The sequence below is a fragment of the Weizmannia sp. FSL W8-0401 genome (genome assembly GCF_038009125.1).
Classification (GTDB): Bacteria; Bacillota; Bacilli; order Bacillales; family Bacillaceae_C; genus Weizmannia; species Weizmannia coagulans.
In genome coordinates, this window is record NZ_JBBPAG010000001.1 from 1,765,265 (window position 1) to 1,778,321 (window position 13,057).

The 13,057-nt window shown below is 52.2% G+C and carries 13 protein-coding genes; 5 read left to right on the forward strand and 8 right to left on the reverse strand.

Annotated elements, in window-relative coordinates; genetic code table 11:
- Positions 1–243 precede the first annotated feature (243 nt).
- Positions 244–1,167 (forward strand): alpha/beta hydrolase, encoded by a 924-nt coding sequence (locus NSU00_RS08540; protein WP_013859574.1) that lies wholly within the window; start codon positions 244–246, stop codon positions 1,165–1,167.
- Positions 1,168–1,242: 75 nt separating this feature from the next.
- Positions 1,243–2,652 (forward strand): LysM peptidoglycan-binding domain-containing protein, encoded by a 1,410-nt coding sequence (locus NSU00_RS08545; protein ID WP_340702690.1) that lies wholly within the window; start codon positions 1,243–1,245, stop codon positions 2,650–2,652.
- Positions 2,653–2,768: 116 nt separating this feature from the next.
- Here NSU00_RS08545 and NSU00_RS08550 read toward each other — a convergent pair whose 3' ends face one another.
- The 3 genes from NSU00_RS08550 to NSU00_RS08560 form a co-directional block, all read right to left on the reverse strand.
- Entirely contained in the window at positions 2,769–3,110 is a 342-nt protein-coding gene (locus NSU00_RS08550) for a YolD-like family protein (RefSeq protein WP_013859576.1), read from the reverse strand.
- Positions 3,107–4,342 carry a DNA polymerase IV gene (locus NSU00_RS08555; protein ID WP_013859577.1) on the reverse strand — a complete coding sequence of 412 codons (1,236 nt, stop codon included), beginning with the start codon at positions 4,340–4,342 and terminating at the stop codon, positions 3,107–3,109. Before NSU00_RS08555 ends, NSU00_RS08550 begins: the two co-directional genes overlap by 4 nt.
- Positions 4,343–4,493: 151 nt before the next feature.
- Positions 4,494–5,291 (reverse strand): SDR family NAD(P)-dependent oxidoreductase, encoded by a 798-nt coding sequence (locus NSU00_RS08560; protein WP_017553634.1) that lies wholly within the window; start codon positions 5,289–5,291, stop codon positions 4,494–4,496.
- Between the two features lie 490 nt (positions 5,292–5,781).
- Between NSU00_RS08560 and proC the strand changes: the two genes are divergently transcribed.
- A complete protein-coding gene (proC, locus tag NSU00_RS08565) occupies positions 5,782–6,612 on the forward strand; it encodes a pyrroline-5-carboxylate reductase (RefSeq protein ID WP_340702691.1) in 831 nt (276 codons plus the stop codon).
- 41 nt (positions 6,613–6,653) lie between these two features.
- On the opposite strand, the gene rnz is transcribed toward proC, so the two are convergent.
- The gene (gene rnz, locus NSU00_RS08570; RefSeq protein ID WP_340702692.1) at positions 6,654–7,571 is read right to left on the reverse strand and encodes a ribonuclease Z; all 918 of its coding nucleotides are present in this window, start codon (positions 7,569–7,571) and stop codon (positions 6,654–6,656) included.
- A 272-nt stretch (positions 7,572–7,843) separates the two neighbouring features.
- Between rnz and zwf the strand changes: the two genes are divergently transcribed.
- Positions 7,844–9,343 (forward strand): glucose-6-phosphate dehydrogenase, encoded by a 1,500-nt coding sequence (zwf, locus tag NSU00_RS08575; RefSeq protein WP_013859582.1) that lies wholly within the window; start codon positions 7,844–7,846, stop codon positions 9,341–9,343.
- 58 nt (positions 9,344–9,401) lie between these two features.
- On the opposite strand, the gene NSU00_RS08580 is transcribed toward zwf, so the two are convergent.
- Genes NSU00_RS08580 through NSU00_RS08590 form a run of 3 tightly spaced genes read right to left on the reverse strand, consistent with a single transcriptional unit; the run spans position 9,402 to position 12,288 of the window.
- On the reverse strand, positions 9,402–10,613 hold the full coding sequence (locus NSU00_RS08580; protein ID WP_013859583.1) for a DNA polymerase IV: 1,212 nt from the start codon (positions 10,611–10,613) through the stop codon (positions 9,402–9,404).
- Positions 10,614–10,632: 19 nt separating this feature from the next.
- Positions 10,633–11,160 carry a chemotaxis protein CheW gene (locus NSU00_RS08585; RefSeq protein ID WP_081105616.1) on the reverse strand — a complete coding sequence of 176 codons (528 nt, stop codon included), beginning with the start codon at positions 11,158–11,160 and terminating at the stop codon, positions 10,633–10,635.
- Positions 11,161–11,166: 6 nt separating this feature from the next.
- Positions 11,167–12,288, reverse strand: a complete 1,122-nt coding sequence (locus tag NSU00_RS08590) for a tripeptidase T (RefSeq protein WP_340702693.1) — start codon at positions 12,286–12,288, stop codon at positions 11,167–11,169.
- A gap of 122 nt (positions 12,289–12,410) precedes the next feature.
- Here NSU00_RS08590 and prli42 point away from each other — a divergent pair, with 122 nt between their 5' ends.
- A complete protein-coding gene (prli42, locus tag NSU00_RS08595; protein WP_017550500.1) occupies positions 12,411–12,503 on the forward strand; it encodes a stressosome-associated protein Prli42 in 93 nt (30 codons plus the stop codon).
- Between the two features lie 27 nt (positions 12,504–12,530).
- Here the strand turns inward: prli42 and NSU00_RS08600 are convergent, their stop codons facing one another.
- Positions 12,531–13,034, reverse strand: a complete 504-nt coding sequence (locus NSU00_RS08600; RefSeq protein WP_017550501.1) for a L,D-transpeptidase — start codon at positions 13,032–13,034, stop codon at positions 12,531–12,533.
- Positions 13,035–13,057: the final 23 nt, after the last annotated feature.

A 13,057-nucleotide genomic window follows, 5' to 3' on the forward strand; every position in this document is an offset into this window, starting at 1 on the left:
CAAAGTTCCATTATTTCCTCTATAATCCTATTTCTTTATTCATTGTTAAAAAATTTAACATATCGTGTTAAGAACATAATGTCAAAACCACCGAAAATGGGAGAAATAATCTGAACTACAGCTTTATATTTCAGAAAATTTAGTATTGACAAAAAGTGGGTTATATTTTATATTTATTTTGTGTTAAGTTATATAACATTTGTTTGAATTCTAACATTACCATCATATTAGAGGAGGATTTTGATGAAAAAGTGGTTCTCCCTGCCCGCCACGGCAGCAGCGCTTGCTGCAGGCGGGATCGGCTTTTACATGTCAGAGCGGGTAATGCATATCCGAAAAAAAGAGGACAGCCTTGTCATAAGCCGGGAAGCGGCAGCGAAAAGGCTGGATCTTAAAGCGTACGAAGCATTGCCGAAAGAAGAAGTGTTTATTCCGTCCCCATTCGGTTACAAACTCAAATCGGTTTTTGTAAAGCCGTTTCCCGAGTCGAAAAAATGGATGATTTTTTGCCATGGCGTAACGGAAAACAAAATGAATTCCGTTAAATATATGAACCTGTTCTTGAAACGGGGCTTTAACGCTGTCCTCTATGACCACCGCCGCCACGGGGAATCCGGGGGCAGTACAACGAGCTACGGATACTATGAAAAGCATGACTTAAAAGCGGTAGCGGATGAACTGATCCGGCGCGAAGGGGACGGCATCTTTTTCGGGATCCACGGCGAATCGATGGGCGCCGCCACGCTCCTACTGTATGCCGGCGAGCTTTGCGGCCGCGCCGATTTTTACATCGCCGACTGCCCGTTTTCCTCGTTCCGGGCGCAATTGATCCGGGAATTTACGCGGGAAACGCGGCTTCCCGGAAAATGTTTTTTTCCGCTTGCCGATTTTTTTGTCCGCATCCGTGACGGCTACTCACTCCGCCGTGTGTCGCCGATTGATGTAGTCGGCCGGATCAAACAGCCGGTCCTCTTTATCCACAGCGCCAAGGACGACTACATTCCGCCCGCGATGACCAAAGCGCTGTATGAAAAGAAAAAAGGGCCGAAGCAGCTGTTTATTGCCGAAAACGGCGCCCACGCCCAGTCGCTCAACTTAAACCGCGAACAGTATGAACAGGCGATTGATGAATTTCTTGAAAAAATGGCGGCGCCCCGTAAGCTTTAATGCCATTTTTTTGCGAACGTCCGCCCATGTGGCTGAATATGGTATAGGAGCCTATCAAAACAGGGAGTGTCTATGATGGAAATCTATACCGTACAGCAAGGCGATACCCTTTGGCGGATTGCAAACTGCCTCGATGCCGATCTTGCCCAGCTTTTTTTGGCAAACGGGCTGACTGCATCATCCCCGCTCGTCCCCGGCCAGGCGCTTGCCGTTCCTGACCGGTTCTTTCAGTACATCGTCCAGGAAGGGGACCAGCTCGGCACGATTGCCGCACGCCTCGGCGTTCCGGCACAAGCGCTTATAAACGCCAACCAGCTCCGCAACCCCGCCTTGCTTTTTCCGGGGCAGGTGCTTTTTATCCCCTACCGGAACCATACGGTAACACAAGGTGAAACTTTATACAGCATTGCCCGTACTTACGGGGCGGACATGGGGGCCATTATCCAGGCGAACCGGCTGCCCGGCACGGCTCTTTCCGCTGGCCAGGTGCTGCGTGTGCCCGCACCCGGCCGCCCTGTAAAAGAAGTCAATGCCTATACAACCAGGTTCGGCGCTGCGGGCACCGCCGAAGTTTACCAGCTCGGGCTGTATTTTACGTACTTGTCCCCTTTCCGCTATACATTCCGCGAAGACGGCAGCCTGACGCCGCTCAACGACCGCTCCGTCCTTCAGGCAGCGGAAGCAAACGGCGTCCTTCCACTTTTAATCCTGGCCAATTTCACTTCGGAAGGATTCAGCTCCGATCTGGCTGCCCGGCTGCTTCGCAATGAAACATTGCAGGAAACTTTGATCAGCAATCTTCTCGCCACGATGCGGCAAAAAGGGTACAGGGGCATCAATTTTGATTTTGAATACGTGTATCCGGAAGACCGCGACCGTTATACGGCGTTTCTCAGGCGCGTCGTCCGCCGGTTCCGCCCGGAAGGCCTGCTCGTCTCGACTGCGCTTGCGCCGAAAATTTCCGGCACGCAGCCGGGGCTGCTTTACGAAGCCCACGATTACGGCGCACACGGGGCGATCGTTGATTTTGTTATTTTGATGACGTATGAATGGGGATGGGCCGGCGGCAGGCCGCGTGCCATCGCCCCGATTCCTGAAGTGAGGCGTGTCCTTGACTATGCCGTTACCGTCATTCCGCGGAATAAAATCATGATGGGGGCGCCGCTTTACGGGCGCGACTGGAGAATCCCGTGGCGCGCAGGCACAACGGCGCGTACGATCAGCCCGCAGGAAGCTGTTTCCCTGGCGGCACGGTACGGGGCTGACATCCGCTACCACCCGACCGACCAGGCGCCTTATTTCCGTTACACCGATGCATCAGGCCAGCAGCATGAAGTCTGGTTTGAAGACGCGCGCAGCATGCGGGCAAAAATCAATTTGCTGAACGAATACGGGCTGCGCGGAATCAGCTACTGGGTGCTCGGCAATCCGTTTCCCGAAAACTGGGTCGTGCAGCAGGCGCTCATTCAAGCAAGAAAACGGTAATCCACAAAAAACGGACGGATGCTGTTTCATGGAATGCTGCTTTTTGCCGCATTTCCCTGCATCGCCCGTACGAAAACAATCCGCCCGGCAGGCCTTTTCAGGCTTGCCGGTTTTTTTCATGCCTGCTCCACTTCCGTCACCGCGGAAAGTTTGATCGATATCCGCTCCCCTGTCTCCCCTGCCAGCTCCAGCCTTTTTTCAAGCGGCTGGAATTTTGTAATGGTACCGGTGGCTGTAAGAAAATCCCCCGCTTCAAAGAAACGGACCGTAACCGGCACGTGCAGCCGGCAGGCAGATACGAGCATGCGGTTCATCTCTTCAAGCTGCTGCTCATCGAGTTCGGGTTTTGCCTGTTTCTCCTGTTCTTTCTGCCATTTTAAAAGCGCCTGCTTATGCTCGGGCAAAAACATGCGTGACCCTTCCCAAAGTTTGTTGCCGCGCTGCAAGCGGCCGCTCATTTGTAATGCCCTCCTATCTTTTTGGCACGTTCAAGCGCCTGACCGGCCTCAAGCAGCGACACGGCGCGGATGACGGCGCCGGAACCGTATTTCTGCTTGATACGGTCGACCGCATACCCGATCTTTCTTTCCCCCTCCCTGTTTTCAAACAGATCAAGCTGCCGGATAGTATCCCGCGACAGGCGCGACAGCCCGACGCTGATACGGCGGACCGGGTTTTTGTCCCAAAACGAAAGAAACAGCCGGCATGCCGCCCGGTAAACGTCCATTGTCCCGTTTGTCGGTGCCGCAAGCGTCATCTGGCGGTGAAAGCCGGACGGATGTGCATCATCCGCCCCCTGGCAGCCGACCGAAACACAAGCGCCCATGACACCTGAAGTACGCGCCCGGAAACAGACTTCCTCGCAAAGTTCAAGAAGGGCGACTTTGATTTCATGCTCAAAATCGGCGTAGTCGCGCGGCAGTGTCATCGCATGCCCGATCGCTTTCTGCCCGGCGTGCGATTCCCGCAAGACGGGCGACTCATCAATACCGTTTGCCGTCTCCCACAGCACCTGGCCGCCAATCCCCCACCGTTTTTTTAAAACGGCAAGCGGAAAGCAGGCAAGCGCGCCGATTGTATAAATGCCGAGCCGCTTCAGATGCTGCTCCATCCGGCTGCCGACACCGAACATCCTGCCAACCGGCAAAGGCCATAAATGCGTTTTGAGATGATGATGGTCCAGTTCAAAAATGCCGGTTTTGTTTTTCTTTGCAAAATGGTCGCACGCCATTTTCGCCAGCACTTTGTTTGGCCCGATCCCGCAGCGAGCATACACGCCGGTTTCTTCCATGATGTCCCGCTGGATTTGCGCGGCGATCTCGCGCGGCTCCCCGAACAGCCGCCTGCTGCCCGTTACATCCATGAACTGCTCGTCAACTGAATACGGTTCAACCATATCCGTATAGCGGGCAAGAATCGAAGAAATCTGCACCGATACATCGAGATAGCGCTGCATGCGCGGCCGGACGATGACGGCATCCGGGCAGAGCTGCTGCGCTTCCCACAGGCGGAGCGCATTCTTCACGCCGCGCTTTTTCGCGAGCGGGCAGGCAGCGAGCACCACCCCGGACCGGCGCGCCGGATCGCCCGATACAATTACGGGTTTATCCCTGTATGCCGGATGATCGGCTTTTTCCACACTTGCATAAAAAGACTGCATATCGACGAGAAAAATCACACGCTGGCTCATCTTTCAACCCCTCTTACCTTAGAAACTGAACAACCAACACGAACTATAGTTCTTATTCTATTCCTCATTATAAACGAATATACGTTCTTTCGCCAATTGTTTTTTCAGGCAGAGGGGCTATATTTTTCCAAAACGCGCATCACACCGGCTGCTATTTTTTAAAGAAAGCCCGCCGTCCGAGCCTTTCCACAAGCCCGGGGAAAAGCCCATGGATGGCGGCGGATGCATTCATCCATTTTGGCGCATTGATTTCACGCCGGTTTACAAGCATCGTATCTGTAACTTTTTCTGCAAGTTTTTCGGGATCCAGCATCCATTTTTCAATATTTTTCCGGTAAGTGCCGGACCGGTCGGCAATGTCGAAAAAACCGGTTGCAACCGGGCCGGGATGAACGGCTGTCACATAGACGCCGAACCGCGCCATTTCCATGCGGAGGCTATCCGTAAAGCCGCGCACCGCAAACTTGCTCGCCGCATAGACGCTTGATTTCGGGGTCGCCATTTTGGCCGCCTGGGAAGCAATATTGATAATATGGCCGGCGCGGTTTTTTTGCATATGCGGGACAACCGCCTTGGTGCAGGCAATGAGCCCGATGACATTGACATCAAACATCCCCCTGACATCCTCCATGCGGATATCCTGCACTTCATCAAAAACGCCGAAACCGGCATTGTTCACGAGCACATCAATATGGCCGCAGCGGTTATAAATCGTTTCAAAAACAGCAGGAATTTTGCCGTGTTCCGCCACATCACAGCGGACGGCCAGACACGAAACCGGGTAAACTGCTTCGATCTCCGCCTTGATTTTTTCAAGTTTGTCAAGGCTTCTGGCGAGCAGAACAAGGTTAGCCCCGTTTTTGGCGGCGGCAAAGGCGATTTTTTCCCCGAGGCCGCCGGAAGCACCGGTAATCACGACCGTTTTCTTCCGGATCCGTTTATTTGCCATGTTGCCATTTTCTCCCTTCTATCCTGAAAATTTGTGCTTGTCCATTTTTCCTCAGCTGGTGCCGTTTGCCGTGGCATGGATGCCTATTCTGAAAAATGGCGCCGGCTAATTTTCATGCTTACACCCGTCCGGCGTTCATTGCGGCATGCACGCCGGGCACGGATTTTTTATCTGAAAATTCGCGGAATCACCCTTGACAACTCCCCGATTTTTCTTCATAATAAGTAATACCATTTTGATAAGCGATCGGCTGTGACCAGGACCAGTAAGCCGGGCATGATGCAAGAGAGCGGGGTTCTCAGGCTGGAAGACTCCGCCATCCGCTGCCCGTCCGAACCTGCCTGTGAGCTGTTTGGCAAAACCAAACCGGATGAAAACCGTTAACCAAATGAGATGCAGGATGGATTCCTGCAATAAAGGTGGTACCGCGGAACATGCCCTTTCGTCCTTTACGGATGAAGGGGTTTTTGCTTTGAAAGGAGGTATTTGCATGAAAATCTCATTTATTGGCGCCGGGTCCATGGCCGAAGCGATGATCAGCGGCATGCTTGAAAAAAGAATCGTAAAACCTGGGGACATCCACGCCCATAACCGCACGAACAAAAAAAGGCTCCGCACGTTGGAACAGAAATACGGCATCCGGGCTGCAGACGGCCTTAACCAGCTTTTTGAAGGCCCGGACGCGGTCATCTTAGCTGTAAAACCGAAAGACGCCCCGGATGTGCTCGAATCGGTCCGGCCGCTCGTATCCCCGGACACGCTGCTGGTATCGGTAGCGGCCGGCATCACGATTCCGTTTATCGAAAACAAGATTGGCCGGCACATTCCTGTTGCGCGCGCGATGCCGAACACATCGGCGAAAGTCGGGCTGTCGGCAACCGGCATCGCCTTTAACGCCGCCGCGACAAAACAGCACCGGCACCGGGCGTTTGCCATTTTTTCGACAGTCGGCATGGCCATGGCGGTAAAAGAAGAACAGCTCGATGCCGTAACCGGGCTGTCGGGGAGCGGGCCGGCGTATATTTATTATATCGCCGAAGCGCTCCAGCAGTCAGCTGCAGAAATCGGGCTCGACGCACAAACGGCAAAACAATTCATCCTCCAGACGATCATCGGCGCAGCAGAAATGCTGAAAACTTCAGCCGAACCGCCGGAAGCGCTCCGAAAAGCCGTCACAAGCCCGAACGGCACCACCGAAGCCGCGATCCGCGTCCTTGACGAACGCGAGGTCAAACAAGCTTTCATTGACTGTGTAAAAGCAGCAGCAAAGCGGGCAAATGAATTGTCGAACGCAGAAGAAGAAATCCCCGCAAGAGAATAACCGGCAGCAAAAAAAGCGGCAGGCAAGCCGCTTTTTTTGCTTTAAAAAACAGGCACTTCCATCAAATCATGGACAAGCAGGCTGTCGGGGAATAATGCTTGCGCTTCCTGCTCAAGCGCCGGCCAGTCTTCTTTTCCGTACCTGGCACTGATATGGGTGAGAAGCAGCCGTTTTGCCCCCGCCTGCTTTGCCGTTTGCGCCGCGTCCGCCGTCGTCGAGTGAAAATAATCATGCGCCATTTGCCCGCTCTCTTTGTTAAACGTTGCTTCGTGAATGAGAAGATCGGCATTGGCTGCGAGCCGGATTGCCGCCTCATTCGGCCTTGTATCGCCAAGGATGGCAATGATCTTTCCCTTTTTCGCCGGGCCAAGATAATCTTTTCCGCTGATCACGCGGCCGTCTTCCAATGTTACCGTCCGGCCTTCTTTCAGCAGCCGGTAAACAGGGCCCGGGCGGATCCCTTCTTTTTTCAATTGATCCGCATTCAGCGCGCCCGGTTTGTCTTTTTCGGCAATCCGGTAGCCGAAGCTTTCGATCCCGTGGTCAAGCCGCAGGGCACAAACCATAAAGCGGTCGTCTTCAAATACCGTCCCTTCTTCAATTTCGATGATCTCCAAAGGATATTTCAGATGGGTTTCGCTCACCTTCAGGGAAACTTCCACAAACGCTTTTGTGCCTTTCGGGCCGTAAACGGTAAGCGGACCGTTCCCGCCCTGGAACGACCGGCTCCCGAGAAACCCGGGAAGCCCGAAAATATGGTCGCCGTGCAAGTGGGTGATAAAAATTTTTTCAACTTTGCGCGGTTTGATGTTGGTGTGCAAAATCTGGTGTTGTGTTGCCTCCCCACAGTCAAAAAGCCAGATTGCATTTCGTTCCTCCAGCAATTTGAGCGCAATGGACGTGACGTTTCTTGCTTTGGCAGGCACACCCGCGCCGGTTCCTAAAAATAAAATTTCCAAATGATGTTCCCCCCTTTCCTGCCGGATCCCGGCCGCACATATAGAACTATCTTATCATAATTTTACGGAAAGGAAACTATTGCATATCATTTGCGTATTTGCCCGTGAAAGTCTAGAATATAGTGACAATGAAATGGGGCCGGAAAGCGGAAAAAACAAATGATTTTTCCCTGCCTTTGAAATGAAACGGCTGCAACAAGGCAAACGATAACCGTATCAGGAGACAAGCCGGCCTTAAATCGTGATTTTTTGAACAAAGAGAGGTAAGAAAGATGCAGACAACCGAGACACCGAAATCGTTATTTATGCTTTTTGGCGCAACAGGTGATCTGGCGAAGCGCAAGCTGTTTCCTTCCCTGTACAATTTATACCGGAAAGGCAGGCTGTCAGAGCATTTCGCCGTGATCGGCACGGCAAGAAGAGAATGGACGGATGAAATCTTCCGTGCGCATATCAAAGATTCCGTTCTGAGCGCGAGAGAACATGCTGAACAGCTTGAAGCGTTTGCCACCCATTTTTACTATCAGCCGCATGATGTGACAGACAGCAACTCATACATACAGTTGAAGCAATTGGCGGATGAACTGGATGAAAAGTACCAACTGGAAGGCAACCGCATCTTCTATTTGGCGATGGCCCCGGAATATTTCGGGACGATTTCGGACCATCTGAAAAGTGACGGGCTTACCGCTACAAACGGGTTTAAACGGCTTGTTATTGAAAAACCTTTCGGGCACAGCCTCGAATCAGCGAAACAGCTGAACAGCCAGATCCGGAAATCTTTTTCAGAAGACCAGATTTACCGAATCGACCATTATCTAGGCAAAGCGATGGTACAAAATATTGAGGTCATCCGGTTTGCCAATGCCCTGTTCGAGCCGCTTTGGAACAACCGTTATATTTCCAACATCCAGATTACATCAAGCGAGATGCTCGGCGTGGAAGAACGGGCGCGGTATTACGAAGCGAGCGGGGCGCTCAGGGATATGGTGCAAAACCATATGCTGCAAATGGTGGCGCTTCTTGCAATGGAACCGCCGATCAGCCTGACAACAAACGAGATCCGGAGCGAAAAAGTGCGGGTGCTGCGTGCCTTGCGCTCCATTGAAGGAAAAGATGTGCCGGCATACTTCGTGCGCGGCCAGTACGGCCCGGGCGAAATGGGCGGCAAGAAAGTCCCGGGTTACCGGGAAGAGCTGAATGTAGCGCCGGATTCCCGGACCGAAACGTTTGTCGCTGGGAAACTGATGATTGATAATTTCAGATGGGCGGGCGTGCCGTTTTACATCCGTACCGGCAAACGGATGGCGGCGAAATCGACGAAAATTGTCGTGCAGTTTAAAGATATCCCGATGAATTTGTACTACAATACAAATCATGAACTGAATCCGAATCTGCTTGTCATCCATATCCATCCGGAAGAAGGGATTTCGCTTCATCTGAACGCCAAAAAACCGGGCCAGCATATGGAAACCACCCCTGTGCAGCTCAGTTTTGCAAGCAGCAGCAAAAACGGCATCAATACGCCCGAAGCTTATGAAAAATTGATCCATGACTGCCTGATGGGCGACGCGACCAACTTTACCCATTGGGATGAAGTCGCCTTATCATGGAGCTTTGTCGATAATATTTCAAAAGTGTGGGAAAACAAGCCGATTTCATTCCCGAATTACAAATCCGGTTCGATGGGGCCGAAAGCAGCTGATGAACTGCTGGAAAAAGACGGCTTCTTCTGGTGGCCGGTCGAAGATCTGGAAGTCGGGAACTGCTGAACCTGTTAAAAAGGAACACGCGCAAGGCGTGTTCCTTTTTTATGGGGTGTGCCGGTAATTACTTGCGGGGATCCGGCGGCTTTCCCGCTTCTCTCCCGGTTTGGATAATCTGCTCCCCGAATTTCTCGCGGAGCCGGCTGATTGCCTCATACAGCGGCTCTTTTTTGGCTGCGTCTTCATATGAAAACAGGCTCAGCTGCTCCGCTTCCGCCTTGCGGTCCGTTAAACCGGACGCGGTAATGCCCAAAAGGCGCACGGGCTGCCCGTTCCAGTTCCGGATAAAAAGCGTGCGGGCGGCTTGAAATAACGCATCGCCGCTTTCAACCGGCCCTGCGCTTTTTTTGCTCCTCGTCACTGTTTTCCGGTCCGCGTAACGGATCATGATGCCGACATTGGTTGCCGCAACCTCCTTTTTTCTCATCCGTTCCGCCGTTTCATCCGCAAGCTTTTTCAATACGGCATCGATGCGGTGTTCCTCCTCCGTATCCTCGGGCAGCGTCACCATCCGCCCGACGCTTTTGGTGACGTTTGCGGATTCGGGGTCAACAGGGCGCGGGTCTCTCCCGTTCGCCCTTTCTTTCAAACGGATGCCGCGGATGCCGAGGAGCTGCTTTAAAAGAAAATCATCCGCATGCGCCAGATCGCCGATGGTAAAAAGGCCGCGGGCGCTAAGCTTTTCCGCCGTTTTGCCGCCTACGCCGTGCATCTCGATCAACGGCTTCGGCCATAATAAACGGGGAATATCCCGCTTTCTTAAAATGGTGATGCCCATTGGTTTTTTCATATCCGACGCCGTTTTCGCCAAAAATTTATTCGGGGCGATCCCGATGCTTGACGGCAAATCGAGTTCCACAAGAATTTGCTGCTGGATCGATTCAGCAATGGCAGGCGGCGTCCCCAGTTCCTCCAGGCCGGTAATGTCCACATAGCCTTCATCGATCGAAACCGGTTCGACCAAAGGCGAGTACGCGCGGAGAATCGAAAACATTTCGGCGGATGCTTTTTTATACAGTTCAAAACGGGGCGGCACGATTAAAAGATCCGGGCAGCGTTTTTTTGCTTCCCAGACCGGCATGGTCGTTTTTACGCCGAATTTTCTCGCTTCATAGCTGCACGTCACAATGATGCCCTTCCGTTCTTTTGGATTCCCGGCAACGGCCAGCGGCTTCCCTTTAAGCGCAGGGTTTTCCGCCATTTCAACCGAGGCGAAAAAACTGTTCATATCGACATGCAAAATGACACGGCCGTTTTTCGGATAAAATGCTTTCATCTTCACCCACTCCGGCGCTTCACGAATTTTCAGCCGCTTCTTTCATATAAGCGGCAATGTCTGCAATCCCTTCAAGCGACGCCATAAACAAATCGGCATCCACAATGGTAATCAGCCTGTCCTTCAAACTTGCGACAGCCGTAAAATAATTTGTCCGCCCGTAGCCGGCAAGGCCGATCTGTTTTTTCTCTTCTTCCTGTATTTCCACAATATCGTTTGCCTCTTTGACGAGCAGGCCGACCGGAATGGCTTCCGTCCGGACGACGATCATGCGGGCGTCCTCTATGGAGGAAAGCGGTGTCTGGTAAAAACAGTGCTCGACGTCAATAATCGGGATCAGTTCATCCCTCACCTTCATGATGCCCCGTACAAATGCAGGCAGTTTCGGGACAGGATTGGCTGCTTGCGCTTTTTCAACAGAGATGACCGATCCGATATGAATGCCGTACTCCTCTTCCCCCGTTTTAAAAATGATATATTTATTGAGCGCTTCCAACTTATCGCTTCCTTTCTTAAAAAGGAAGCGGTTATCCCGCTTCCGCCTCAAATCCTGTTACTCCCCGCCGGCCACTTCCGCAATGGCAACCGCCATCTCAGCCAGTTTGACCAGTTCTTTAACCGGGATCCTTTCCTTTGTCGTATGGATTTCTTCATATCCTGTGCCGAGATTGACCGTCGGAATGTTAAAACCTGCAATGACGTTGGCATCGCTTCCGCCCCCGCTTTGCACCAGCTTGCTCTCGCGTCCGATTTTTGCCGCTGCTTTTTTGGCCACTTCCACCACCTGGTCGCCGTCTGAGAATTTAAATCCCGGGTACATGACCTTCACTTCGACTTCCGCTTTTCCGCCCATTTCAAGCGCCGTCTGTTCAAAAGCCGCTTTCATTTTGGCAACCTGCGCTTCCATTTTTTCCGGAACGAGCGAACGGGCTTCCGCCAGAATATCGACGCGGTCGCAGACGATATTGGTTGCCTGGCCGCCTTCAAAGCGCCCGATATTTGCGGTTGTTTCACTGTCAATGCGGCCGAGCGGCATTTTTGAGATCGCTTTTGCGGCAATGGTGATCGCGGAAACCCCTTTTTCCGGCGCGACACCGGCATGGGCGGTTTTGCCTAAAATGGTTGTTTTGATTTTGGCCTGCGTCGGGGCAGCCGTCACAATCGTGCCAACAGGGCCATCGCTGTCAAGCGCAAAACCGTATTTCGCTTTTAACAGCGAAGGATCGAGCGCGCGCGAACCGACCAGGCCGGACTCTTCGCCAACAGTGATGACAAACTGGATATCCCCATGGCGGATTTGGTCTTCTTTCAATACCCGGATCATTTCCAGCATAGCGGAAAGCCCGGCTTTGTCGTCAGATCCGAGGATTGTTGTACCGTCTGACCGGATCCAGCCGTCTTTGATGGACGGTTTGATGCCTTTCCCCGGAACGACTGTATCCATATGGGAAGTAAAATAAATCGGCGCCGCTTCAGGGACATTGCCTTTCAAAGTGCAGATCAGGTTGCCAAAGCCGTGCCCCGTTTTTGCTTTTGTATCATCCTCATATACTTCAAGGCCAAGGCCTTCAAATTTTTGTTTTAAAACCTTGCCAATTTCTTCTTCATGGCCGGTTTCCGAATCCACCTGGACCAGTTCCAAAAATTCTTTTACTAACCGTTCTTCATTTACCATGGAAAAACCTCCAATATGTATATGTACGTTAATAGTATAACGCGAATGATTTTACTTGTACAACCGGCGGCTTCAGGCTAGAATAAAAATGATTACCGTCCGATTAAGAGGTGAAGTCCGCTTTGTCGAAAAAAACGCAGAAAATTGTCGTGTACTTAATGCTCATTGCCATGCTGGCAGGAACAGTGCTTTCCGGCCTTTCCATGCTGTTTTAAAAAAGGAACGGGGTATGCGTTCCTTTTTTAAATGGCGCCTTTTGCCTTCGCCAGTTCGGTCATCGGCCGGTTTGACCGGGTGATGTAAATTTTTGTTCCAACCGGCACTTCTTCGTACAGCTTTTCGAGCGCCGCTTTCGGCAGGCGGATGCAGCCGTTTGAAATATACCGGCCGATTGAAGAAGGATTGTTTGTGCCGTGCAGGCCGTAAATCCGGCCGTCCGTGCCGCGCGCATCAAAACCGATCCAGCGCGAGCCGAGCGGATTGCGCGGGTCGCCGCCGGGAATATTCTTTTTCCGGTAATAAGGATTTTTCGCCTTGACTTTGACCGTAAAAAAACCTTCCGGCGTCAGGTCATTTGTTTTCCCAGTCGCAACCGGCGTTTCGAGCCGGATTTTCCCGCCGCGGATCCAGGCAAGCCGGTTTGTTGTTTTATTGACAATAATGAGCGGGTCTCCCGGGGCAACGTGCCCGTCCGCCGGCCATACCGATAACCCGAAAACAAGCATCCATGCCACCCATATATGCATAAGCCATTCACCTGCTAGTTGTG